Genomic DNA, 23,404 nt, shown 5'->3' with positions numbered 1-23,404 from the left:
ATCAAGAGAGCGCAAGAGATCAAGGCGGGGAACCTCTTTCGCCGGACAAGGCCGGGTCTCAGCCGTCAATACGCCTCGGCGGCGCCAGGTCCGCGGGCGGGTGTAGCGCACCCGACTCGGCCGGATCCGCGGGATAGCTGTCCTGTCCGGCGATGACGGCGCGCGCCTGTTCGGTGGGCGTCACGCCGTGCGCACGGGCCAGCCGGACCAAGGCGGCACGGGCCTGTTCGACATCGAGATCGAGCTGCTCGACCAAGATGCCGATCGCGACGGCGATCACCCTGGTGCCGTCCAGCACGGCTTCTGCGGTTTCCCTGGTGCTGACCCGGCGGCCGTCGACACTGCCGAGTGAAAGGGCGATACCGGTCAGGTCGGCCAGGACCTGGCCGAACTCGTTGGGTCGCCCGGTTCCCCACGGGTCGTCGGTGTGCACGATCAACGAGCCGAGCGAGGCGGTCAAACACCGCACCGGGTACGCGCGGACCGCCCGCATACCGGCGGCGACCGCGTGCTCGCGGTAGCGCGGCCAACGGGTGTCATCGGGTGCACGCAGATCCGAGATCATCGTCACCGCTCCATCGCGCGCGCTGGTGTAGCCGGGGCCGATCGCATGCAGCCGCGGATCCGCCGAGCGACCCTCCCGCAGCGCTTCCGCGACGATGTGAATCGTGTTCTCGTCCATGCCATTACGCTCATCGAGCAGGACCACCACCGCGGAGAACGCCTCGAAGCATTCGTAGGCGTGCCTGACAATCGTGTACAGCACGGTGGGCACATCGAAATCGGTGGCCAGCGTCGCGGTCAGCTCCGCTACCGCCAGCCGCGTCCGCGCAGTGTCCATCACTCCTCACCTTCGATTCGGTCGCGGTCGCCCCGCAAGGACAGTCGACGAGCGACGATATCGGCCGCCACGGCCGCGATGGAACGCCGCTGCGCATACGCGTAGGCGCGCAACCGATCCAGTCCCTCGCCGGAGGGCACCGCCAGCTGCACCGCCACCATGCCCGCGGCGATGTAGACCTCGGTGCGCGAGAACTCGCTCTCGGCCGCTGCGCGCTCTTCGAGCTCGCTGAGCTCGATGGCCTGCTCGACGCCACCCGCCTTTTGTACGCGCACAGCCCAATTCGCGGACAGCGTCCCTGCGACGGCGGACGCGCAGGCCGCCGCCGACTCCTGCGCTGCGGAATCCAGCTCGCCGACCGTGCTGCGATACAGCTCGAGCACGCCGATTGGCAGCCGCCGACCGAGTAGCGGGAATGCGAAGGCGGCGCGCACCCCGATGGCCAGCGCGTCCGGCACGAACGCGGGCCAGCGCTCGGCCGCGACCTCGTTACCCAGATCGGGCCAGAGTTCGACGCCGGCATGCCGATAGGAGTCCAGGCACGGCCCCTCGCCGATGACGAACTGCAATTCGTCTATCTGCTGAGCGGTGGCGTCGGTGGCGTAGACCAGCTCCCTGGCCTGCGAGGTGGAGCTCAGCACGGCCACCGCAGCCCCGTCCGCCCCCGTCAGCCGCACCGCGGTCGCGCACAAGGTACCGATGCCGGTGAAGAGGGAGCCGCTATCGACGGTGAACCGAGCCCGGCCTGCAGGTTCGGCGCGCTCCCGCCCGGCGCCACGGCGCGGCGGGTCGTTGTCGGATGCGTGCTCCACGGTGCACTCCCCTCTGCTACCTCAACTCTAGTCTTGGTTCCCGTCGAGGCGACGGCACCGACTTCCACGACAACGCGGCGACCGCACGGGTCGACCTCGCAGGATACGCGGCGGCCGAGCAGGCCGGGTTTACAGCGCAACGGCCAGGGTAGGACCGGAGAGCTTGGTCCATGATCATCCGGAAAGGTTGGGTACGAGATGCAGATCGCGCGAGGTAGTCGACCGGTACGCCGCGCGGGAAACGGACCCGCACTGCCCGGGCGGCAGCCGAGATGACTCGGACCGTCACCGGCCGTGCACCACTCGCCGCACCGAGCCGCACCCTGCGTATCGCCTCGGTGCCCGCTTCGCACGTGTACGTCCGGCACCTGTCCCCCGTCGGCCGGTCCGACCGGGTGGTGCGGTTGCCGGACCCCCGGCCCGCTGACGGGCGAACCGTGCCGGGCGGCTGGTGGCCGCCGGTCATGCTCGACCCGCTGTGGATTCGCCGTCACCACCACCAATTCGATGTCTTCCATATCCATTTCGGCTTCGACGCGGTCGAGCCCGAGGTGCTGACCGACATCGTGGGCGAGCTCCGCGAGCACGGCAAGCCACTGGTCTACACCGCGCACGACCTGCGCAATCCGCACCAACCCGATCCGCAGGGGCATCGAGCACAACTGGATGTGCTGATCCCCGCCGCCGACGCACTGATCACGCTGACACCGGGCGCGGCGGCGGAGATCGAAAAGCAGTGGGGCCGAAGGCCGCAAGTCCTGAGTCATCCGCATGTCGTGCAGCGCAAGCTGATCGAGGCACCCCGCTCCGTCGAACAGTTCGTGCTGGGTGTGCACACGAAAAGCTTGCGCGCCAACATGGATCCGCTGCCGGTGCTGGAGGTCCTGGCCGACACGATTCGTAGTCTGCCCGGCGCGGTGCTGCGCATCGATGTGCACGACGAGTTGTTCGAGCCGGGCAATCACTGGTACGACCCGGACACCGGCGCGGCGCTGATCGACTTCGGCCGCCGACCGGGTGTCGACGTCAGAGTGCACGAGTACTTCACCGATTCTCAGCTGTGGCAGTATCTTTCGTCGCTGTCGGCGTCGTTGCTGCCGTATCGGTTCGGCACCCACTCTGGGTGGCTGGAAGCCTGTTACGACCTCGGCACCGCGGTCATCGCGCCGAGTTGTGGCTTCTACCACCAGCAGCGACCCTGTGCGGTTTTCGGTTTCGACGAGACGCACTTCGATGCGGAGTCGCTGGATCGCGCGGTCCGCGCGGTGTACGAGAACCGGGCGCCACGGGCCGATTGGCCGTCGAGGCGGGCCGAGCGCGCCGAACTCGCTGCGGCACACCGCCGTATCTACGAACAGGTACTGGCGCGATGAGCACCGAACGGCTGTCCATCGCCTTGCTGGCCTCGAATCGGCATCCGATCCGGCAACCGTTCGCCGGCGGACTCGAGGCCCACGTGTGGCATCTGGCGCGCGCGCTGCAATCCCGCGGTCATCGGGTGACGCTGTTCGCGGCCGACGGCAGCGACCAAGACGCGGCGGACGCGATATTGCGGGTGCGCGCCTTCAGCCCGAGCGCAACGGCGAGCACCGATTCGTCGATGCCACCGCGGCAGTTTCTCGCCGACCACCACGCCTATTTGACCGTGATGACCGATCTCAGTGCGACCGCGCCGACCTCGTTCGACGTCGTGCACAACCACAGCCTGCACTATCTGCCGGTCGCGATGGCTCCGGTCCTCGGCGTGCCGATGCTCACCACCCTGCACACTCCCCCGACCCCCTGGCTGGAATCGGCCCTCGATGTCAGCAAAGGCATCGGATCCGCTTTCGTCGCGGTCAGCAGGTATACCGCCCAGTCCTGGGACCACGTGGTGCGCGGAGTCGATGTGGTGCCCAACGGCATCAACCTGTCCGCGTGGCCGGCGGGGCCGGGCGGCGCAGACCTGGTGTGGTTCGGGCGGCTCACTCCGGAGAAGGGTGCGCATCTGGCGATCGCGGCCGCGCGTAGCACCGGACGGCGGCTGCACCTCGCGGGACCGGTCAGTGACGCGCAGTACTTTCGGGAGAGCATCGAACCGCTGCTCGGCCGGGAGACGGTCTACCACGGCCATCTGGATCAGGCGGCGCTCGCTCGGCTCGTCGGTTCCTGTGCGGCGGCGCTGGTCACCCCGCTGTGGGACGAGCCGTACGGGCTGGTCGTCGCCGAGGCGCTGGCCTGCGGCACCCCGGTCGCGGCGTTCGCGCGCGGCGGCATCCCGGAGATCGTGGATTCGGACTGCGGCAGGCTCGTCACCCCCGGTGACATCGATGCCTTGGCCGAGGGCGCGGCCCAAGCCGCCACGCTTTCCCGCGCGCACGCCAGGAGCCGGGCCGCGACGTCCTGTGGTTTGGACGCGATGGTCGAGGCGTACCTGGAGCGCTACCACCAGCTCATCGCCACCTCGTCCAGCGAAGCACACCGGGGCGCGGCGTGATCGGCTACTACATTCACCATCACGGTGCCGGGCACCTCATCCGCGCGCGGAGCATCTGCGCCGAACTCGACACTCCCGTCACCGCTTTGACCTCCTTGTCGATCGAGGACGACCCCGCCTTCGACCGCATCGTCACGCTGCCCGCGGACAACACGGCACCCACCGTCACCGACGCCACCGCCTTCGGCGCGCTGCACTGGGTGCCCAAAGCCGATGCGGGACTGCGCGATCGGATGGCCGAGATCGCGCAGTGGATAGCCACCGAGAAGCCCGACGCGCTCGTGGTCGACGTGTCGGTGGAAGTCGCGTTGCTGGCCAGGCTGCACGGCGTCCCCGTGCTCACCATGGTGCTGCCGGGTACTCGCACCGATGCCCCACATGAACTGGTGCACCGGATCGCCGATGGTCTCATCGCGGCGTGGCCGCGTGCGGTGTACGAGCCGCCCTGGCTCCGGCCCTATGCCCACAAGACCCACTACATCGGCGGCATCAGCAGATTCGCGGGACGGTCTCCGCTGCCCCGGCACGGCGGGGTGGGTCGGCCGACCGTGCTGGTTGTCTCCGGCGCGGGCGGTAGCTCGTTCACCCCGGCGATGATCCGCGAATGCGCCGACCGTCATCCGCAATACCGTTGGCGGACAGCCGGTATCGGCGAATGGGTCGATGACCTCTGGCCGCCGTTGTGTGGCGCGGATGTCGTCATGTCGCATGCCGGACAGGGCACCGTCGCCGATATCGCCGCCGCCGGCAAATCCGCGATTCTGATTCCGGCGGATCGCCCGTTCGGCGAACAACACGACACCGCAACCGCTCTCGCCGAGGCGGGGATGGCGGTCAGCGTCGACGCCTGCCCGGCGGTCGAGGAGTGGCCAGAGTTGATCGAAGCGGCCCGGCGGCTGGACACCGGCCAGTGGCGGCGGTGGGACACCCGCGGTGCCGCGGGCCGCGCCGCCGCCGCGATCGGCCGGATCGCCATGGGCAGCAGGTCTGCCGCATGAGGACCGCCGTCATCACCCTGGCGGCCCGTCGAACAGCGCACCTGCGCAATCAGATTCGCGGTCTGGCTATGAGTGCGCGAGTGCCGGACGAGCACGTCGTGGTGGCCATGGGCGACCCGGAGATCATGGCGCTCGCCGAACAGCAACGCGCACACGGGATCTGGATGGACGTGCGCGACGCGCAGTTGCCGTTGGCCGCCGCCCGCAATCTCGGTGCCCGGACCGCGATCGCCGGTGGTGCAGAACTGCTCGTGTTTCTCGACGTGGACTGCATTCCCGATCCGGGGCTGATCGGTCGGTACCAGAACCTGGCCACCGCCGAGCCCTTGCTGCTGTGCGGGCCGGTGACGTATCTGCCGCCCGCGCCGTCAGGCGGATATGACCTGCCCACCCTGCATCGGCACCGCGATCCGCACCCAGCACGCCCGGACCCACCCGCGGGCACCCACTTCGACAGCACCGACTTCGACCTGTTCTGGTCCCTGTCGTTCGCGCTCACCGCCGATACCTGGCGTCGCATCGGCGGCTTCTGCACGCGTTACCGGGGTTATGGGGGCGAAGACACCGACTTCGCGTACAAGGCTGCCGCCGTCGGTGCCCGACTGCGGTGGGCCGGCGGTGCCGACGCCTACCACCAGCACCATCCCGTGTCGGATCCGCCGATCGAACACCTCGACGATATTCTCAGTAATGCCACGATCTTTCACCGTCGCTGGGGGCGGTGGCCGATGCTCGGATGGCTCGAAAGCTTCGCCGCCTCGGGACACATCGCCTATGACCCGGCGACCCAGACATGGAAGGCATTGCCTCATCCGCGGGCTAGTCCTGCGCCGACGTCCAGCCGGAGGCGCTCAGTGCTCGCGCAGTAGCTGTCCGGCACCCTCCACACGGTCGTCGAAGCCGTGCTCACGCAGCGCGTGCCACAGGGTGGCGGCGTTGATGGCGATGACCGGCTTGCCGAGGTCGTGTTCGAGCTGCTCGGCCTGGGCGACGAAGGACAGGTTGGTGCCGACCTGAACGATGGCCTCGACGTCGGGCCCGTCGATCGACGCGACAGTCTCGCGTATTCGGTCGGCGTCGACGCGGGCGATGTCCGGTGCGGTGGGACAACGCAGGCCGGTGATCGCGGCGACGTCGAAACCGGCCTCGGTGAAGAACCGGCCGACCTCGATGTCGGCGATCGGCTGGTACGGCGAGAAGACCGCGATCCGATGGCAGCCCAGTGCGTGCAGCGCGGCTCGGCAGGAGCTCGCACCGGTGGTCACGGGCAGTCCGGTGCGGTCGCGCAGGCGCTGCTCGAAGGCCGCGTTGCCCGCGACGCCACCCCAGAACGTCTCGGCGGACATGCCCATGACCATTCGATCGGGTTCGGCGGTGAGCACATCCCGCACCGCGGTGTCGATGGAGGCGCGGATCTGTCCGAGCAGCGCTTGGAAGTCCTCGTCGTTGCCCATCACCGGGTTCGGGATGTACATCGATCCGGCGCGGTAGGCGATCCCGGATAGCGCCGCGCGCCAATAGTCGTGTTCGACAACGGTGTTCGTGCTCGGCACGATCACCCCGAAGACGGCGCGCGGGCCGACGGCATTGGTCATCTGCGTACTTCCTTGGCGGGCAGCGGTTTTGTCAGCGAATCGGGTCGGCGATCCGGGTCAGCACATCGTCGACGGCGCGGTGGGCTCGCTGCCGATCGGCGGTCCGGTCCAGCAGCAGCGCGTCCACGAGCAGCGGCGAGACGATGGCCGTGGCCGCCTCCTCGATGTCGGCTTCGGCGTCGACGCCGAGCGCGCGGATCGAGCGATGCACGGGGGCGAACAGGTCCAGCACATACCGCTGGCGCAATGGGACACACTCCGGATCGGTGGACGAGGCGGTGACCAGCGCGCGCAGGAAGGCCGCGACGGGCTTGTCGCGCAGGCGATCACAGAGCAGGTCTACTTCCGCATGCAGGTCGGCCACCGGGTCGCCGGTCGGCCGCGCCGCCGGATGCGGGGCGACCGAGATGAGGGCGGCGAGGAAGTCCCTCGGGGTCGGCCAGTGCCGGTAGATCGTGGTGCGGGCCACGCCGGTGACGGTGTGCAGCCGCTGCGGCGTCAACGCGGTACCGCCCTCGGTCAGCAGCAGGTCCAAGGCGGCGGTCAGCACGATCTCTTCGGTGTCGGCGGCGGGGCCCGCAGGGCGTCCTGGCTTGCTCACGCAATAAACGATACATCTTGTTTTGCTTATTGATAAGCAGTACATTCTGTAGCGGAATTACTGCTCGCTCCAGGAGGACCCATGCGTCCACATGTCGAACTCATCGACGACCGCGATCTGATCCCGCACATCGCCGAGTTCCAGCACGCCACCGGCAGCGCCGAACAGCGCAACCTCAGCTACGACGAGGAGGACGGTTCGGCCTCGCTGAAAGTCCGTTTCCTCAGCGACTGGTCCCGCCCCGCCGGGGTGCACAGCGCCGATACCGAATGGTTCGTCCTGTCCGGTCAGGTGACCGTCGGCGAGACCAAGCTCGGGGCCGAAGGTTTCTGGTCGGCACCCAAAGGTGTTCTTACGCCGCAACTCTCCGTCGCCGCAGGCACCGAGATCCTACTGTTCCGCGAAGGCGGCGACTGGAGCTTCGAACCGGCCGACACCGATCGCGACTTCGTCCGCGCAGACCAGAAGTTGGTGGTGCTCGATACCGCGGCGATGCCGTGGATCGATGTAAAAGACGGCAGCCCGATGCGCTTCGACCTGGGCGGCACACCCGTCCCCGGGCTCTACATCAAGCTCCTGCACCGCGACGCGGAAACCGGCTTCTACACCCGCCTCATCAAGGCCAAGCCCGGCTGGCGCGAGGCACCCCTGGCCCACCACCCGTGCAGCGAAGAGGCCTACTGCCTAGCAGGCGGTTTCGACTACAACTTCGGAAAGATGTGGCCCGGCACCTACTTCTGGCGCCCCGCCCTCATCCGCCACGGCGACTTCACCGCCGACGCGGAGCAAGGCTGCACCTGGATCGTCCGCTCCGACGCGGACCTGGTCGACTGGTACACCGACAACGCCAAAATCGAGATCGCCGGCGACCCCACCAACTGGGGTCCGGACGTCCCGCACAGCCTCACCCCGCGCCCCGTCGAACCCGTCCGCTCCCGCTCCATCGGCCAATGGGCCACCCCCACCTACCAGTAGCCCTCCGGCAGCTTTCAAGATCAACAAGGACCGGGGCGCGGCAAAGCGCGAGCCCGCCCCCATGTCCCGTTGCGCATTAACGGCACGCGCCCGAGCAACAGCCGCACTCTCTCTCGGGATCCGCACTCATTAGGGGCGGACCTAGTGGGTGCGGATCCCGAGAGAGGGTGCGGGAGTTAGGGGGTGGTGCGGTGGAGGTAGTGGCCTTGGGGGGTGTTTTGGACCTTGCCGTGGTGGACGATTTGGGTGCCGCGGAGGAAGACGTCGGTGACCTTGGCGGTCATGTCGAAGCCTTCGAAGGGGGTGTATTCCTGGGCGGATTCGGAGTCTGCGGCGTGGACGGTCCAGTGGGCGGTGGGGTCTACCAGGACGATGTCGGCGTCGTAGCCTTCGGCGAGGGTTCCCTTGCGGGTCAGGCCGTAGCGGCGGGCGGGGTTGGTGGCGGTGAGTTCGGCGATGCGGTGTAGGGAGAGTCCGCGTTTCCGGCCTTCGCCGATCAAACCGGGGAGGAGGTACTCGGCGCCGCCGAAGCCGGATTTCGCGAGGAAGACGTCGTCGCGGTCGGCGCCGAATTTGGCTTCGTCGCGGCAGCAAGCGTGATCGCTTACCACCCAGTCGATTTCGCCCGCCACGAGGTGCTGCCACAGCGCTTCGACGTCGGCGCGTTCGCGCAACGGCGGGTTCACCTTGCCGCCGATGCCGTGTGCGGTGTCGACGTCGGCGAGCAGGTGGCCGATGGTGACCTCGCGGCGGAAGTTCACATGCGGGAAGGCCTGCGCCATCGTCAGTGCGGCCGCGACGGCCTTCGCGGAGGACAGGTGCAGCAGATTGATGTCGGCCAAGCCCGTTTCGTGCGCGAGGTAGGACGCCATGGTGATCGCCAGACCTTCGGAATGCGCGGGGCGCGAAGCACTGTAGGCGCGCAGGCCGGTTTGCGTGTGGTCCCGCTCGACCAGCGCGGTGTAGGCGGCCATGATCTCGGCGGTTTCGCAGTGCAGCGACAGGGAGAGCGGCTGGCCCGATTGCGCACGGGCCCGCTCGATGCCGCGCATCACGAACTCGAAATGGGCGAGGTCGTAGCGTTCGTCCGGCGGGATCATCAGGAACGAGGACTGATCCGAGGATCGGCCGTGCAGTCCGTGGCCGCCGTAGAACATGAAGATCTTGAACGACGTGACGCCGAATTCTTCGACCAGGTACGGGATTTCATCGATGTGCTCGGCGGTCATCGGCGCGAGGTGCAGGCCGTAGTCCACGTGGGATCGTCCGGCCATCCGTTCGAGCACCTCGGGCACGAACTCCCGATACGGCCCACCGCGGTTGAGGTAGTAGCGGCCGGTGCGCATGTAGGTCAGCGAGGTGGTGACCCCGCCCTGTGCGCAGGCGCGGCTTTCGCTCGCGGTGTCGTCGGCGAGCTCGCGGTAGATGCCCCAATGCTGATGTGCGTCGACCACGCCGGGGAATGCGAGCAGCCCACCCGCGTCGACGATGCGCGTCTGGTCGTCGACCGGCAGGCCGGGCCCGATCGCAACGATCCGGCCGTTGGAAACGGCGATGTCGGCGAGGGCGGGATCGTCCGACGCGGGGTCGCCCGGACGGACCACACGGGCGTTGCGGATCAGCAGTTCGGTCGCGGGCACGGCAGCCCTCCAGTTTCTCTACGCGAAACGCGGTTACCATTTCGGCGATCATCGCAGTAGCATGCGCTGGTAGTCAATGCCGCGATCCCGTATCAGCGTTTCGCTGAGCGAAACGCGTCGCGGCACTAAGGAGTTGGCGATGACGCAACCGCTGGCCGGAATCCGAGTGCTCGACGTGGCGACACTGTTCGCCGGTCCCCTGGCAGGCACGCTGCTCGCCGACTTCGGCGCCGACGTCATCAAAGTCGAGCACCCGAAGGGCGATCCGGTGCGCAGCCACGGCGCCCAGCGCGACGGCGTCGGCCTGTGGTGGAAGATGCTGGGGCGCGGCAAGAAGTCGGTGACGCTGTATCTCGGTGCGCCACAGGGCCAAGAGATCTTCCGGCGGATGGTCGCCGAGGCGGACGTGGTGATCGAGAACTTCCGCCCCGGCACCCTGGAACGCTGGGGCCTCGGCTATCCCGAACTCCGCGCACTGAACCCGCGATTGGTGCTGGCCAGGGTCACCGGCTTCGGCCAGATCGGGCCGTACGCGCGGCGTCCCGGCTTCGGCACCTTGGCCGAGGCGATGAGCGGATTCGCCGCCGTAACAGGCGAGGCGGACGGCCCGCCAACCCTGCCACCGTTCGGCCTCGCCGACGGAATCGCCGCACTGACAACGGCTTTCGCGATCATGACGGCGTTGCGCGCCCGGGAACGAGACGGCACCGGCCAAGAGGTCGACCTGGCCATCATCGAACCGATCCTCACGCTGCTCGGACCGCAGATCATCGCCTACGATCAGCTGGGCGAGTTACAGCCGCGCATGGGCAACCGATCCTCGAACAACGCACCCCGCAACACCTATCGCACCGCCGACGGCGGCTGGGTCGCGGTCTCCACCAGCGCACAGTCCGTCGCCGAGCGAGTGCTCTGGCTGGTCGGCCGCCCAGATCTGATCGATCAGCCGTGGTTCGCCTCCGGCGCCGAACGAGCAAGGCACGCCGACGAACTCGATGCGGCGGTGGGTGGCTGGATCAGCAGGCACAGCACCGAGGAGGTGGTGCGCGCCTTCGAGAAGGCCGAGGCCGCGGTGGCTCCGATCTACACTGCCGCCGACGTACTCGAGGATCCGCAGTACCGGGCGCTCGGCTCGATCATCGCATTACCGGACGCGGAGCTCGGCACCGTGCGTATGCAGAACATTTTGTTCCGGCTTTCCGAGACACCCGGCGAGATACGGTGGACCGGACCACCTTTGGGTGCACACACCGACGAGGTGCTGGCGCGCTACGGCGTCGACGCGAACGAGCGGGCCGAGCTCCGCGCCGCCGGGGTGATCCGATGACGCACCCACGGGCCGCTGACCGGCCGACAACCGTTGATCCGCTGCTCGCAGCGGTGCGTGGTGGCATCCGGCTGATCGAACTGGGCCAGCCGTTCTTCACCGGCATGCCGTGCTCACCGAACCACCCCGGCTTCCGGATGACGCTGGCGCGCAGGCACGGTGACCTGGTGCGCCCGGACGGCGGCTCGGCCGCCAACGAGATCATCGTGACCGGCGGGCATGTCGGCACCCACATCGACGCGCTCAGCCACGTCAGCCAGCACGGCGCACTGCACGGCGGCGTCGACGCACACGAGGCCCAGCGCGGCGGCCGCTTCACCGCCCACGGCGCGGAGCACCTCCCCGGATTGCTGTGCCGCGGCGTGCTGCTGGACATCGCCGCCGCACACGAAACCGACACGCTCCCTGGCGGTTACGAGATCACGGTGACGGATCTGGAGACGGCAGCCCGGCAAGCACGGATCGAGGTGGTGGCGGGTGACGTCGTGCTGATCCGCACCGGATGGTCGCTCCTGTTCGGCGAACCCGACGCCTATCTGGGCAAGGAAACGGGCGTCCCAGGGGTCGGTGTCGCCGCGGCACGGTGGCTCGCCGCGCGCGGAATCGTGGCGACCGGCTCGGATACCACCGCGTACGAATGCATTCCGCCCGGCGCCGGTCACAGCGTGCTACCCGTGCACCGGGTGCTGCTCGTCGAATCCGGCATCTACATCATGGAGCACCTCGCACTGGAAGACCTCGCGCTGACCGGGCTCGGCGAGTTCACTTTCCTGCTCGCACCCTTACGCATCGTGGGCGGCACCGGCTCCCCCATCCGTCCGCTCGCGGCGGTCGGCCGATGAACGAGGCAACCATCGTGCAGCGGCTGGCCGCCTTCGCCGGGTCCGCCCGCGACCGCGGCGTCGGTCCCACGCTGCGCGCGAACGCCGCCCAGCGGGTGCTCGACGCACTCGGCAACAGCCTCGCCGCACTCGACGCGCCTGCCGTCCAGGCGGTGCGCACCGTCGTCGAGGAATGGGGCGGCACGCCGCAGGCTACGGCTCTCGGGCTGCCGGGCCGGTGGCCTGCCGCCAGTGCGGCACTACTCGGCGGGACCCTCGCGCACGCCTTGGATTTCGACGACACCCACCTGCCGTCGGTCTTGCATCCCTCGGCGACGGTGGTCCCGGCCGCCCTCGCCGTCGCCGAAGCCCGAAAAGCCAGCGGCGCCGCACTACTCGACGCCGTCGCGGTCGGGATCGAGCTGTCGGTCCGCGTCGGCATGGCCGGTTACGATGCGGCGCTGGGCAATTCGGTCTTCTTCGAGCGTGGCCTGCACGCGACCGCCATCTGCGGCGCGCTCGGTGGCGCAGCAGCCGCCGCCATGCTCGCCGGAGCCGACGCCGACACCATCGCGCACGCGATCGCTATCGCGGCGAGCATGGGTTCGGGCCTGCTGGAAGCCAACCGAACCGGTGGCACCGTGAAGCGGGTGCACTGCGGCTGGGCCGCACACGCCGCCGTCACCGCGGCCGGGCTCGCCCGCGCCGGACTGACCGGGCCGCCGACCGTCTTCGAGGGCAGATTCGGTCTACTCCAGGCGTTCTGCGGCGATCAGTGCAATCCGGACGCGATTCTCAACGGCCTGGGCGAAGACTGGGAGTTGCCGAAGGTGTTCTTCAAGCCCTATCCCTGCAACCATTTCACTCACGCCGGGATCGACGCAGCACTGCGGCTGCGCGCCGCAGGCATCACCGCCGCCGATATCGTTCGCCTCGAGCTCGGCGCACCAACGGCGGTGCTGCGCACCATCGGTGAGCCACACGCGGCGAAGATCCGCCCGCTGTCCGGCTACCACGCCGCCTTCTCCGGTCCCTACACTGTCGCTGCCGCACTGCTCGGCGGTGGTGGTCTCGGCGTTTTCCACCAAGACTTCACCGACACCGCGGCCGCCGACGCGCAGCGGCTGGCCCTCGCCGCCCGCGTCACCTGTGTCGCGGACGCACGCTCCGACGCCATCTTCCCGCACCAGTTCCCGGCCGTGCTCACCGCGTGGCTGCGCGACGGCAGCGTCCGCACCGAGCGGGTCGAGATGAACCGGGGCGGGCCCGGCAATCCACTGTCCGAGGACGAGCTCGCCACCAAGTTCCGCCTGAATACCGAGCACACCCTGTCTGCGGATCGCGCGGACCGGATCAGCAAAGTGGTGTTCGGCCTCGCCGAACATCGAGACCTCGACGAGCTGATGTCACTGCTGCGGACGTGACGGGTCCGGGAACAGGCCGGCCCGGCCGAGCAAGGCAGGCACCGGCTCACCGAGCAATTCGCCGAGCCACGAACCGGTTTCGATGACCGGCTCGATCCGCACGCCGGTCTCGATCCCCATCCGATCCAAGCTGTACAGCAGGTCCTCGGTGGCGATATTGCCGGTCGCGGCCGGCGCGAACGGGCATCCGCCGATGCCACCGGTGCTGGCATCCAGCACTCGGACACCAGCCTCCAACGCCGCGACGGCATTGGCGTATCCGGTGTTTCGGGTGTTGTGGAAATGACAACGCAGATCGACCTCCGGCGCGATCGCCGCCGCACCGGCCACCAGCGCGCGGACTCGATCCGGTGTACCGACACCGATGGTGTCGGCCAGCGCGATCTCGTCCGGTCCCGCCTCGGCGACGCGGCGAATCAGTTCCAGCACCGTCGATTCGGACACTTCCCCCTCGAACGGGCAGCCGAACGCAGCGGCGATGGTCACCGTGCGCAGCAACCCGGCCTCCCGCGCCCTGGCCGCCAGCTTCGCCCACCGCTCGACACCTGCTATGGTCGAACACCCTTGATTGCGCTGGCTGAACGAATCCGTAGCCACGACAACAACATTGATCTCATCGACACCCGCCCCGAGCGCGCGATCCAAGCCGCGATCGTTGAATACCAGTCCGGCATAGGACACTCCGTCGCGCCGCGGCACCCCCGCCATGACCGCCTCCGCGTCCGCCATCTGCGGCACCAGGCGCGGGTTCACGAAGCTCACTGCCTCGATCCGCCGCAATCCCGCATCGACGCTGCGCCGAATCAGCTCGACCTTGTCGTCGACGGCGAGGATTTCCGGCTCGTTCTGCAGGCCGTCCCTGGGGGCGACCTCGACCAGCGTGACGTTCACAGATCCTCCAACTCGCCTTGCGGCCGTGTTCCACTGAGGGATACATTGTATCCAATTCGAACCTCCGGAGTGCAACAGGATGGAGACCCGCCACATGGCAGTCGAGGCGACGAAATCGACAGGGCCGCTTGCCGATCTGCGGGTGGTCGAGATGGGGCAGCTGCTCGCCGGGCCGTTCTGTGGTCAGCTGCTCGGCGATCTCGGCGCCGAGGTGATCAAGCTGGAAGCGCCGGGCACCGGCGACCCGATGCGGCAATGGGGCCGGGAACAGTCGCAGGGCAAATCGCTGTGGTGGCCGGTGGTCGCCAGGAACAAGAAGTCGGTGACCTGCAACCTTCGTGACGAGGCCGGGCAACGGCTCGCGCGCCGGCTCATCGACCGTGCGGACATCGTCATCGAGAACTTCCGGCCCGGCACCATGGAACGCTGGAACCTCGGCTTCGACCGACTGCGCGAGCACCATCCCGAGCTGATCATGACCCGGGTCACGGGTTACGGCCAGACCGGCCCGTACGCGCCGCGGGCCGGATACGGCTCGATCGGCGAGGCCATGGGCGGCATTCGTTATGTCACCGGCGATCCCGAGCACGCCCCGGCCAGAACCGGTATCTCCCTCGGCGACTCGCTCGCCGCGATATTCGCCACCATCGGCACCCTCGCCGCGGTGCACCACCGCACGAACACCGGGCGCGGCCAAACGGTCGATTCGGCCATCTACGAGGCGGTGCTGGCGATGATGGAGTCGCTGCTGCCGGAGTGGGCGGTGACCGGCTATCAGCGCGAACGCACCGGACCGGTGCTGCCGAATGTCGCCCCCAGCAACGTCTATCCCACCGCGGGCGGCGAAATGATCCTCGTCGCCGCCAACCAGGACACCGTATTCGCCCGCCTCGCCAAGGCCATGGGCCGGCCCGAACTCGCCACCGACGAACGGTATGCCACCCATACCGCCCGCGGCGCGCGGATGGCCGAACTGGACGAATTGATCGCCGGCTGGACGGCGACCATCGAAACCGGCGACCTGCTCGACCGGCTGCATACGGCCGGCGTCCCCGCAGGCCGCATCTTCACCGCGCGCGACATGTTCGCCGACCCGCACTTCGCCGCCCGCGAAGCCATTGTGCGACTGGCACATCCGGAGTTCGGCGAGCTGCCGATGCAGAACGTCTTCCCGAAGTTGAGCGAGACGCCCGGCGCCGTACGCCATCCCGGGCCTGCGCTCGGCGAACACAACCAGGACATCTACGGCGACCTGCTCGGCCTCGACTCGGACACGATCGGACAGCTCACCGCCGATGGCATCATCTGAAAGCGCGCCGGTGACCGAGCGATCCGGCGAGTACCGCCGCTCCGGCTACAGCGCGCGCCTAGGTGCGGGCGACTCCCCCGCCGTGCTGGTGATCGATATCTGCGCCGCCTACGTCACCGAGGACTCGCCGCTCTACGCGCCGGTCGCCGACGCGGTGCGTGCTGCCGCCGAAATCGTCGCTCAGGCACGGCAATCCGGCCTGCCGGTGATCTTCACCCGGGTGCGTTTCGAGCCCGGCGGCCCGGACGGCGGACTGTTCCGCCGAAAGGTGCCGGTGCTGCGGGTATTCGAGGCGGGCAATCCACTCGGCGACTTTCTCGACGATCCCGCACCGGTCCCCGGCGACTCGGTGATCACCAAGCAGTACGCCAGCGCCTTCCACGCCACCCCACTGGCCGCGCTGCTGACCGCCCGCCGTATCGACACCCTCGTCATCGTCGGCCTCACCACCAGCGGCTGCGTGCGCGCCTCCGCGACCGACGCACTCCAGCACGGCTTCCGGCCACTGGTCGTCGCCGAGGCCTGCGGAGATCGCAACGCCGCCTTACACGAGGCCAATCTGCTCGACCTGGACATCAAGTACGCCGACGTGCTGAGCCGCACAGCAGCGCTCGCCGTATTGCGCTCAGCGAAAAGCAGCCACCACGACCTTCCCGAGACCGCCTCCGGCGCGGAACTCGCCTAGCGGACAAGAGGATTCCCATGGGCTCACACCCGCACGGCTGGTGGATCATGCTGCACCTGGTGCTGTTCGTCTGCTGGTTGGGCGGCGATCTCGGCGTCTTCTACTCCAGCCGGTTCGTCATCAACCCCGCACTCACCCCACCCGCTCGCGCGACCGCGCTGTCCATCATGAGCGGTCTGGATCTCGCGCCCAAGATCTGTCTGGTGCTGTTCCTACCCAGTGGCGTCACACTGATGGCGCTGGAGCCACACGGTGCCAGCGCGTTCGGAATCGATTTGTTCCCTTGGTGGTTCGTCGTGGCGGTGTGGATCTTCGCCGCCGTGTGGTTGACGCTCACCGTGCTCGCGCACCGCACACACGGGCAACTCGCCGCAGTGCGCCGAGCCGATCTCTGCCTGCGTTTCGCGGTCATCGCGGCGATGACCGGGGCAGGCGTCTATGCCTTGCTGGTGCACGAGCCATTCGGCGTCACCACCAATCCACGCTGGCTCGGCGGCAAAATCCTGCTCTACACGCTCGCCATCGCGGCCGGGCTCGGCATCCGAATGACGTTGCGCCCCTTCGGGCCTGCCTTCGGCGCACTGATGACCACTGGCTCGAGCGAATCCGTCGAGCGCACCTTGCGCCGCAGCGTCGACGGTTGCCTGCCGTACGTGTGGCTGATCTGGGGCAGCGTGCTCGCCGCGGCGGCACTGGGCGTGTTCAAGCCCGGTGCCGCCCTCTGAGCGGTGGTTACGGGGTGTAGCCGAGCTGAGCGGAGACCGCGCCGGCCGCCTTCAGCAGCATCGGCACGTACTCGTCCATCCGTGGCTGGAACCGCGAGAGCGGCCCGCACACGCTGATCGCGGCCACCACGCCACCGTCGTGGTCGAGGATCGGCGCGGCGAGGGACGCGGCCCCGATCTGGCGCTCCCCCATCGAGATCGCGTAGCCGCGCTTCTTCGTGGCGTTCAGTTCGGTGCGCAGTTTGCGGACGGAGGTGATCGTCGCGTCGGTGAAGGCGGTGAGCTCGTGCCTGCTCAGGTACTCGTCGATCTCCTCCTTGCGCAGCATCGCCAGGATCACCTTGGAGGAGCTGCCCGCGTAGAGCGGGTACGGCACCCCGAGCGCGACCTCCATCCGCAATTCCTGGTCCGGCACAACCTGATCCACGTACATCCGGGTGTCGCCGCGCCGGATCGACAGCGTCGCGGTCTCCCCGGTCACCGACGCCAGCCTGCGCAGTTCCGGCGCGGCCATCACCCGAAGATCGGTGCGCGCCAGGTAGGCCCGGCCGAGCGCGATGGCGGCGTGGCCGAGCGCGTAACGGCGCGTGGTGGGTTCGAGTGCGATGAGGTCGCGGTTGCGCAGGGCGGTGAGGATGCGGTGCACCGCGGCCTTGGTGATGCCGAGCTCGGTGGCGATCTCGGTGACGCCGAGGTCGGACCTGCCGCTGCGGCCGAACAGCAACAGCACATCCATGGCGCGTTCGACCGCCGCGATCGACCGGCTCTGGTTGTCGGATTCGGTTTCGGACACGCCTCGAGTGTAGGCGGTGGATTTCCCGATGGGAAACACCATCCCCATCATGGCTTGCGTGCCGCCGAGGCACGGCGTTACCGTGTGCGTAACAATGTTTCGACTACCGAAACAGCAATACAGACCGCTAGAGGATGGTCCGATGATCGGTGCACGACTCGTCGAAGATATGACCGACGCCGAACGCGAACGCGCACAACGGGTCGACGCCGTGTTGCCCGCGCTGCGTGCCGCCGCCGAGGAAGCCGACCGGCTCGGCGCCTTCCCACCCACCCACGTCGACCTGCTCCGCGACGCCGGATTGCTCGGGCTGGTGGTGCCGGAGAAGTTCGGCGGACTCGGCGGCACGCTGCGCGATCTGGCCGCGGCCACCTTCGCCATGGGCACCGCGTGCCCGTCCACCGCGCTCGCCTACTTCTTCCACAACACCAGCGCCTCGCGCGGCCTGCTGCCGCTGGAGGCGATCGATGCCGGACTGTTCGCCGACGACGAGATTCCCGTGGTGCGGGCCTTCGCCGAAAAGCTGCTCACCCGGATGGCCGACGGCTGCTGGCTGGCGAATTTCGCCTCCGAGGCGATCAAGACCGCCGCCGCGAACATCACCATCGCCACCACCGCCCGCAAGGTCGACGGCGGCTGGATCCTGCAGGGCGAGAAGTCGTTCGGCTGCGCGACCGGCGTGGCCGACTACTACCTGACCTCGGCCAAAATCGAGGGCTACGACACCGCCGAGGGACTGGCGACCTTCTTCGTCCCCCGCGACGCACCCGGCGTGCACGTGCGCGCTCCCTGGGACGGCCTCGGCATGCGCGCGACCGCCAACAACGGCATCCGGCTCGACGAGGTGTTCATTCCGCAGGACGAGGCCTTGGCCGTGCCCGGCGCGTTCACGAAGATGCTCAGCATGAGCAGAGGCAGTTTCGTCGGCAACCAACTCGCCATCGCGGCCGTCTACACCGGCTGCGCGCAGAACGTCTACGACGAGATGCTGGCCACCGCGACCACGAAGACCTTCGCCGACACCGGCGATCCGATCGCGTCCTCCCCGGTGCATCAGGTGCTCATCGGCGAGATGACCAGGCAGTTGCAGACCGCGTACCTCTGGTTGCGTTATCAACTCGCGGTGGAGACCGCCGAGCCGCCGTTCAAACCGAAGCAGGAGGTGTTCACCCAGTGGCGCCTCGGCAAGGGCGCGGTGACCGAGGCCTGTTTCCAGGTGGCACTCGGCGCTTTCAAGGCGGGCGGTACCTCGGCCGCCGCGATGAGCGGGGTGGCGGGGCGTGCCCTGCGCGATCTGGCGATGGGCCTGGTGATGACCTTCCCGGCCGAGCGCGGCATGCTCGAGGTGGCCCGGATCGTCACCGACGCCAAGGCGAACGAGTTGTTCGCCACCGCACCGGCCGAGGCGGGCCGGTGAGCACCGAACTACCCGCGGTCGCCGACCTGATCGACGGCGAATGGGGCACGCCCTCGCTGGATCTCGGTATCGCGCTGGAGGATCCGGCCACCGGAGCGCCGGTGGCCAGGGCCGTCGCCACCGCCACCGACCGGGTCGAGCGGGCGCTCGCGATCGCCGAAACCGCCTCCGGCCGAATCGAACCCGCCGTGCTGGACGCGATCGCCGCCGATCTCGAAGCACGGCTGCCCTGGATCGCGGAACTGGATGCCCGCGCGACCGGTGTCCCGATCGCCCAGACGACCCTGCTCGGCCCGATCGTATCGGGCTCGTTCCGGCTCGCGGCCGAGCAGATCCGGTCCGGTGCGTTGCGCCGGGAGCAGGACGGCGTCGAGGTGCTCCGGCTGCCGCTGGGACCGGCGCTGTGCCTGGTCCCGTGGAACGCGCCGGCTCCCATGGCCGCGCACAAGGTGGCCAACGCGCTCGCCGCGGGCTGTCCGGTGATCCTGAAAGTCAGCGAACTCGCGCCCTACAGCTCGGTGGTGCTGGCCGAGGTGATCGCCGAGCACGTGCCCGCGGGCATGTTCCAGCTCGTGCAGGGTGGTGCGAAAGTCGGTGCGCAACTGGTCGCCGCGTCCCGGATCAAGGCCGTCTCGTTCACCGGCGGGCCGGCCGGCGGTCGTTCGGTCGCCACGGCGTCGGCCGCGATGTTCCGCCCGTGCCAGCTCGAGCTGGGCGGCAACAATCCGCTCGTGGTGCTACCCGACGCCGATCCCGATGCCGCGACCCGGATGGCCGCCGAACTGCTGACCACGTTGAACGGCCAATGGTGCCGGGCGCTGGGCAGATTGATTCTCCCGGCGGACCGGGCGGACGAGCTACTCGACGGCATCGGCAAACGACTCGCAGCATTGCGGGTCGGGCCGCCGATGGATCCGCTGACCGAGTTCGGCCCCCTGGTGCACTCGAAACACGTTCAGCAGCTGCGGTCTTCGCTCGACCCGCACGGCTCGCGGAGCTTCGGTGTCATGCCTGCGGACGGAAACTACTTCGCCCCAACGCTGCTCGACGGCGATGTGCGCGACGAGGTGTTCGGCCCGGTGGCCGGTGTCACCACCTACCGCCGGACCGAGGAGGCGGTAACGCTGGCCAACGCCGTGCCCTATGGCCTGGAGGGCTACGTCTGCGGCGCCGACGAGCAACAGGCGCTCGGCGTCGCCCGGCAGATCCGCGCGGGCGAGGTGAAGGTGAACGGTTCCTCGATCATGAGCCTGCACCTGATGACGCCGCGGCCCGCGTGGGGACTGTCCGGCCTCGGCGAGGAGGGCACGGCGGAGACGCTGCGCTTCTTCACCGGGGCGCGCGTCGTCGGCGTCGAAGGGCGCTTCGCCCTGCACACGTCATGAGCACGCCGACGGTCGTCGTGGTCGGTGCCGGGCCGGTCGGGCTCACCGCCGCACTGACACTGGCGCGCCGCGGAATCGCGGTGACCGTGCTGGAGCAGGGCGCGGAGCTGGCCACCGAGTCGCGCGCGTCCACCTTTCACCCGCCGACCTTGGAGATGCTGCGCGACCTCGGCGTCCTGGATCCACTACTGCACCAGGGCATCGTCGCCTCCACCTTCCAGTACCGCGAGCGTGGCGGCGGCGAGATCGCCACCCTGGATCTCGCCGTGCTGGCCGAGGACACCCCGTTCCCGTTCCGGGTGCAATGCGAGCAGAGCAAACTCACTCCGCTGCTGCTCGATGCCCTCGGTGGCGACGTACGGTTCGGGTACCGCGTCGACGGCTTACTGAGCACCGACGATGCCGTGGTGCTGCGGACAGCCAAAGGTCCGGTACGCGCGAACTGGGTGATCGGTGCCGACGGTGCGCACTCCGCCGTCCGACACGGTCTCGGTGTCGCATTCGGTGGCAGCACCTATCCGGAACGCTTCCTGGTCGCGTCGGTCGAGGAAGATCTGACCGGCGTGCTGCCCGGTATCGCACCGATCAACTACGTCTTCGATCCCGACGAATGGCTGGTGCTGCTGCGCACACCGGAGCATTGGCGAGTACTGCTGCCGACACCCGCCGACAGCCACGACGAGGACGAATTGCACAGGCTGCCCGACCGTTTGGCGGCCGTCGCCGACCTCGGCAGGCCGTGGCGGATCGCGCACGCCACGCTGTATCGGGTACATCAGCGGGTCGCCGACCGGTTCCGGCACGGCCGGGTGCTGTTGATCGGCGACGCCGCCCACGTCAACAATCCGCTCGGCGGGCTGGGCATGAACAGCGGCATCCATGATGCCGTTCAACTCGCGTCCGCGCTGGCCGATGTCATCGAAGGTGGGCCCGACGCGCGGCTGGACGAGGTTGCGGCGCACCGTCATCGCGTCGCCGTGGACCACGTGCAACGCACCAGCCACGACAACTGGAACCGGCTCCGCGGCCGCGATGGAAGCCACCGCGAGCAGTTACGTGAACTGGCCGCCGACCCGGTCGCTGCCCGCACCTATCTGCGTAGGGCCTGTCTGCTCGACTCGCTGGAGATCCGGCCGTGAGGATCGAACGCGAGAACCCGGCGCGGCCGCGGGAGATCGTCGGAGCGGTGACCGCGACGCAACCCGATGCGGTCGATGCTGTTGTGCGCAACGCCCACTCGGCGTTTCGCGAATGGTCGCAGCAACCGCTGGAAGCTCGCCTGGCCGCGCTCGGCCGTGCCGCCGACGCCCTCGATGCCCGCACTACCGAGCTGGCGACCTTGCTGGCGCGCGAGACCGGTAAACCCGTCGGCGATTGCCGCGGTGAGATCGGTTTCGCCGCCACCTATTTGCGCTGGGTGCGCGCGCACGCGGCGGAAGTGCTCAGTGCCCGGACCACCGATGACGCGCAAGGTCGAGTCACCGTGTCGCCGCGGGCTTTCGGCGTGGTCGCCGCGATCACGCCGTGGAACGCGCCGATCATTCTGTCGATGCTCAAGCTCGGTCCCGCCCTCGCCGCGGGTAATGCGGTGGTGCTCAAACCCTCGCCGCTGGCACCGCTCGCCATTACCGCCGCCGCCGAATTGCTGCCCGCCACCACGGTGGTCCACGGCGGCCCGGCTACGGTGCACGCGCTGATCGCCCATCCGCTGGTGCGCAAGGTCGCCTTCACCGGCGGTGCGCAGGCCGGACGCGCGATCGCGGCGGCGGCGGGCGAGGCGATCAAGCCGGTGCTACTGGAGCTCGGCGGCAATGATCCGGCCATACTCTTGGACGACTTCGCCTTGACCCCAGCGGATTTCGAGCGCCTAGTGCTCGCCTCGTTCGCCACGGCCGGACAGGTGTGCATGGCCGCGAAGCGGCTGTACGTGCCCGAGACTCGGCTCGCCGAATTCGTCGAGTCGTATATCGCTGCCGCACAACGCATCCTGCTCGTCGGCGATCCGCTCGACGAAACCGTCACCATGGGTCCGGTAGCGACCCGGGCAGCCGCCGAACGGGTGCGCGGGCTGGTCACCGACGCCAGGGACCTCGGTGCGCTGATCGTCCCGCTCGCCTGCGCGCCGACCGGCGAGGGATATTTCCTCGATCCGGTACTCGCGCTCCGAGTGCCCGACGACGCGGATCTGGTCCGCACGGAGCAGTTCGGCCCGGCAGTGCCGATCCTCACCTACCGCGACGAGGCCGAGGTCCTCGCGCGCGCCAACGATTCCGAGCTCGGTCTGGCCGCATCGGTCTGGTCGGCCGACGAGGACCGCGCCTTCGCCGTCGCCGCCCGCATCGAAGCGGGCTTCACCTTCATCAATACGCACAACCGCACCGGCATGTCGCTGCGTGCCCCGTTCGGCGGGACCAAGAACAGTGGCTTCGGCCGGGAGTACGCGCAGGAAGGTCTGGGCGAGTACGTCCAGCCGACCGTCACGCACGCACCCGGCGCCTTCCGCGCGGGCGGTGCCGGTCTACCCGCCGGTGCTTACCCGAGCGCGTCCGCGGAGCCGCACCGATAAGAGTTTTCACGGTAACCGGCGGGTGCCTTCCCGGCGCATCCTCCGAGCGCTGTCGGATAACAGCTTTCGCGGCAGACTGGCAGATCCCCGCCGCCACTGTGCACCGCGCATGCGCCCGCAGGC

At 68.7% G+C, this 23,404-nt stretch carries 22 protein-coding genes; 15 read left to right on the top strand and 7 right to left on the bottom strand.

Going from position 1 to position 23,404, the window contains the following annotated elements; all coding sequences use genetic code 11:
* Window positions 1-58: 58 nt before the first annotated feature.
* Window positions 59-841, bottom strand: a complete 783-nt coding sequence (locus NN4_RS03425; RefSeq protein WP_147128465.1) for an ANTAR domain-containing protein — start codon at window positions 839-841, stop codon at window positions 59-61.
* Window positions 841-1,653, bottom strand: a complete 813-nt coding sequence (locus tag NN4_RS03420) for a GAF domain-containing protein (protein ID WP_147128464.1) — start codon at window positions 1,651-1,653, stop codon at window positions 841-843. The genes NN4_RS03425 and NN4_RS03420 overlap by 1 nt, the downstream gene beginning before the upstream one ends.
* 272 nt (window positions 1,654-1,925) lie before the next feature.
* On the opposite strand from NN4_RS03420, the gene NN4_RS03415 reads away from it, so the two are divergent.
* Genes NN4_RS03415 through NN4_RS03400 form a run of 4 tightly spaced genes read left to right on the top strand, consistent with a single transcriptional unit; the run spans window position 1,926 to window position 5,996 of the window.
* The gene (locus tag NN4_RS03415; RefSeq protein ID WP_147128463.1) at window positions 1,926-3,026 is read left to right on the top strand and encodes a glycosyltransferase family protein; all 1,101 of its coding nucleotides are present in this window, start codon (window positions 1,926-1,928) and stop codon (window positions 3,024-3,026) included.
* A complete protein-coding gene (locus NN4_RS03410) occupies window positions 3,023-4,129 on the top strand; it encodes a glycosyltransferase (protein ID WP_147128461.1) in 1,107 nt (368 codons plus the stop codon). The genes NN4_RS03415 and NN4_RS03410 overlap by 4 nt, the downstream gene beginning before the upstream one ends.
* Window positions 4,126-5,127, top strand: a complete 1,002-nt coding sequence (locus tag NN4_RS03405) for a glycosyltransferase (RefSeq protein WP_147128459.1) — start codon at window positions 4,126-4,128, stop codon at window positions 5,125-5,127. The genes NN4_RS03410 and NN4_RS03405 overlap by 4 nt, the downstream gene beginning before the upstream one ends.
* Window positions 5,124-5,996, top strand: coding sequence for a glycosyltransferase family 2 protein (locus NN4_RS03400; protein ID WP_147128458.1), 873 nt, complete (start codon window positions 5,124-5,126; stop codon window positions 5,994-5,996). Before NN4_RS03405 ends, NN4_RS03400 begins: the two co-directional genes overlap by 4 nt.
* Here the strand turns inward: NN4_RS03400 and NN4_RS03395 are convergent.
* Together NN4_RS03395 and NN4_RS03390 are read right to left on the bottom strand one after the other, a co-directional pair.
* Window positions 5,979-6,722 carry a maleate cis-trans isomerase family protein gene (locus NN4_RS03395; RefSeq protein WP_147128456.1) on the bottom strand — a complete coding sequence of 248 codons (744 nt, stop codon included), beginning with the start codon at window positions 6,720-6,722 and terminating at the stop codon, window positions 5,979-5,981. The genes NN4_RS03400 and NN4_RS03395 overlap by 18 nt on opposite strands.
* Before the next feature lie 31 nt (window positions 6,723-6,753).
* A complete protein-coding gene (locus tag NN4_RS03390; protein WP_147128455.1) occupies window positions 6,754-7,323 on the bottom strand; it encodes a TetR-like C-terminal domain-containing protein in 570 nt (189 codons plus the stop codon).
* An 81-nt stretch (window positions 7,324-7,404) separates the two neighbouring features.
* Between NN4_RS03390 and NN4_RS03385 the strand changes: the two genes are divergently transcribed.
* The gene (locus NN4_RS03385) at window positions 7,405-8,298 is read left to right on the top strand and encodes a DUF4437 domain-containing protein (RefSeq protein WP_147128454.1); all 894 of its coding nucleotides are present in this window, start codon (window positions 7,405-7,407) and stop codon (window positions 8,296-8,298) included.
* A gap of 176 nt (window positions 8,299-8,474) precedes the next feature.
* Here the strand turns inward: NN4_RS03385 and NN4_RS03380 are convergent, their stop codons facing one another.
* Window positions 8,475-9,938: a dihydroorotase gene (locus NN4_RS03380; RefSeq protein WP_147128453.1), complete on the bottom strand. Its 1,464-nt coding sequence runs from the start codon at window positions 9,936-9,938 to the stop codon at window positions 8,475-8,477.
* Between the two features lie 139 nt (window positions 9,939-10,077).
* Here NN4_RS03380 and NN4_RS03375 point away from each other — a divergent pair, with 139 nt between their 5' ends.
* From NN4_RS03375 to NN4_RS03365, 3 genes are read left to right on the top strand one after another with little or no spacing between them, the layout of a single operon-like run.
* Window positions 10,078-11,265, top strand: a complete 1,188-nt coding sequence (locus NN4_RS03375) for a CaiB/BaiF CoA transferase family protein (protein WP_147128452.1) — start codon at window positions 10,078-10,080, stop codon at window positions 11,263-11,265.
* Window positions 11,262-12,107, top strand: a complete 846-nt coding sequence (locus tag NN4_RS03370) for a cyclase family protein (protein ID WP_147128451.1) — start codon at window positions 11,262-11,264, stop codon at window positions 12,105-12,107. The genes NN4_RS03375 and NN4_RS03370 overlap by 4 nt, the downstream gene beginning before the upstream one ends.
* The gene (locus NN4_RS03365; RefSeq protein WP_186818240.1) at window positions 12,104-13,510 is read left to right on the top strand and encodes an MmgE/PrpD family protein; all 1,407 of its coding nucleotides are present in this window, start codon (window positions 12,104-12,106) and stop codon (window positions 13,508-13,510) included. The genes NN4_RS03370 and NN4_RS03365 overlap by 4 nt, the downstream gene beginning before the upstream one ends.
* On the opposite strand, the gene NN4_RS03360 is transcribed toward NN4_RS03365, so the two are convergent.
* On the bottom strand, window positions 13,493-14,401 hold the full coding sequence (locus NN4_RS03360) for a hydroxymethylglutaryl-CoA lyase (RefSeq protein WP_246180683.1): 909 nt from the start codon (window positions 14,399-14,401) through the stop codon (window positions 13,493-13,495). The genes NN4_RS03365 and NN4_RS03360 overlap by 18 nt on opposite strands.
* Before the next feature lie 94 nt (window positions 14,402-14,495).
* On the opposite strand from NN4_RS03360, the gene NN4_RS03355 reads away from it, so the two are divergent.
* From NN4_RS03355 to NN4_RS03345, 3 genes are read left to right on the top strand one after another with little or no spacing between them, the layout of a single operon-like run.
* Window positions 14,496-15,710 carry a CaiB/BaiF CoA transferase family protein gene (locus NN4_RS03355; protein ID WP_147128449.1) on the top strand — a complete coding sequence of 405 codons (1,215 nt, stop codon included), beginning with the start codon at window positions 14,496-14,498 and terminating at the stop codon, window positions 15,708-15,710.
* A 10-nt stretch (window positions 15,711-15,720) separates the two neighbouring features.
* Window positions 15,721-16,395 (top strand): isochorismatase family protein, encoded by a 675-nt coding sequence (locus NN4_RS03350; protein ID WP_246180682.1) that lies wholly within the window; start codon window positions 15,721-15,723, stop codon window positions 16,393-16,395.
* Between the two features lie 17 nt (window positions 16,396-16,412).
* On the top strand, window positions 16,413-17,120 hold the full coding sequence (locus NN4_RS03345) for a hypothetical protein (RefSeq protein WP_147128447.1): 708 nt from the start codon (window positions 16,413-16,415) through the stop codon (window positions 17,118-17,120).
* Between the two features lie 7 nt (window positions 17,121-17,127).
* Here the strand turns inward: NN4_RS03345 and NN4_RS03340 are convergent, their stop codons facing one another.
* Window positions 17,128-17,913 carry an IclR family transcriptional regulator gene (locus NN4_RS03340; RefSeq protein WP_147128446.1) on the bottom strand — a complete coding sequence of 262 codons (786 nt, stop codon included), beginning with the start codon at window positions 17,911-17,913 and terminating at the stop codon, window positions 17,128-17,130.
* Between the two features lie 142 nt (window positions 17,914-18,055).
* On the opposite strand from NN4_RS03340, the gene NN4_RS03335 reads away from it, so the two are divergent.
* Genes NN4_RS03335 through NN4_RS03320 form a run of 4 tightly spaced genes read left to right on the top strand, consistent with a single transcriptional unit; the run spans window position 18,056 to window position 23,281 of the window.
* Complete coding sequence (locus tag NN4_RS03335; protein WP_240772219.1) at window positions 18,056-19,330, top strand: acyl-CoA dehydrogenase family protein; 1,275 nt, start codon at window positions 18,056-18,058, stop codon at window positions 19,328-19,330.
* Complete coding sequence (locus tag NN4_RS03330; protein ID WP_147128445.1) at window positions 19,327-20,715, top strand: aldehyde dehydrogenase family protein; 1,389 nt, start codon at window positions 19,327-19,329, stop codon at window positions 20,713-20,715. The genes NN4_RS03335 and NN4_RS03330 overlap by 4 nt, the downstream gene beginning before the upstream one ends.
* Complete coding sequence (locus NN4_RS03325) at window positions 20,712-21,854, top strand: FAD-dependent oxidoreductase (RefSeq protein WP_147128444.1); 1,143 nt, start codon at window positions 20,712-20,714, stop codon at window positions 21,852-21,854. Before NN4_RS03330 ends, NN4_RS03325 begins: the two co-directional genes overlap by 4 nt.
* A complete protein-coding gene (locus NN4_RS03320) occupies window positions 21,851-23,281 on the top strand; it encodes an aldehyde dehydrogenase family protein (protein ID WP_147128443.1) in 1,431 nt (476 codons plus the stop codon). Before NN4_RS03325 ends, NN4_RS03320 begins: the two co-directional genes overlap by 4 nt.
* The last annotated feature ends 123 nt before the right edge of the window (window positions 23,282-23,404 follow it).

The sequence above is a fragment of the Nocardia ninae NBRC 108245 genome (genome assembly GCF_007990755.1).
Taxonomy (GTDB): Bacteria; Actinomycetota; Actinomycetes; order Mycobacteriales; family Mycobacteriaceae; genus Nocardia; species Nocardia ninae.
Note: the sequence above shows the minus strand (reverse complement) of the source record. Positions and strands in the feature narration are given on the sequence as shown.

Excerpts from the sequence above, each read along its gene's own strand:
- NN4_RS03425 (WP_147128465.1), bottom strand. The coding sequence starts at position 841 with ATGGACACTGCGCGGACGCGGCTGGCGGTAGCGGAGCTGACCGCGACG.
- NN4_RS03415 (WP_147128463.1), top strand. The coding sequence starts at position 1,926 with ATGACTCGGACCGTCACCGGCCGTGCACCACTCGCCGCACCGAGCCGC.
- NN4_RS03410 (WP_147128461.1), top strand. The coding sequence starts at position 3,023 with ATGAGCACCGAACGGCTGTCCATCGCCTTGCTGGCCTCGAATCGGCAT.
- NN4_RS03400 (WP_147128458.1), top strand. The coding sequence starts at position 5,124 with ATGAGGACCGCCGTCATCACCCTGGCGGCCCGTCGAACAGCGCACCTG.
- NN4_RS03395 (WP_147128456.1), bottom strand. The coding sequence starts at position 6,722 with ATGACCAATGCCGTCGGCCCGCGCGCCGTCTTCGGGGTGATCGTGCCG.
- NN4_RS03385 (WP_147128454.1), top strand. The coding sequence starts at position 7,405 with ATGCGTCCACATGTCGAACTCATCGACGACCGCGATCTGATCCCGCAC.
- NN4_RS03375 (WP_147128452.1), top strand. The coding sequence starts at position 10,078 with ATGACGCAACCGCTGGCCGGAATCCGAGTGCTCGACGTGGCGACACTG.
- NN4_RS03370 (WP_147128451.1), top strand. The coding sequence starts at position 11,262 with ATGACGCACCCACGGGCCGCTGACCGGCCGACAACCGTTGATCCGCTG.
- NN4_RS03365 (WP_186818240.1), top strand. The coding sequence starts at position 12,104 with ATGAACGAGGCAACCATCGTGCAGCGGCTGGCCGCCTTCGCCGGGTCC.
- NN4_RS03355 (WP_147128449.1), top strand. The coding sequence starts at position 14,496 with ATGGCAGTCGAGGCGACGAAATCGACAGGGCCGCTTGCCGATCTGCGG.
- NN4_RS03345 (WP_147128447.1), top strand. The coding sequence starts at position 16,413 with ATGGGCTCACACCCGCACGGCTGGTGGATCATGCTGCACCTGGTGCTG.
- NN4_RS03335 (WP_240772219.1), top strand. The coding sequence starts at position 18,056 with ATGATCGGTGCACGACTCGTCGAAGATATGACCGACGCCGAACGCGAA.
- NN4_RS03325 (WP_147128444.1), top strand. The coding sequence starts at position 20,712 with ATGAGCACGCCGACGGTCGTCGTGGTCGGTGCCGGGCCGGTCGGGCTC.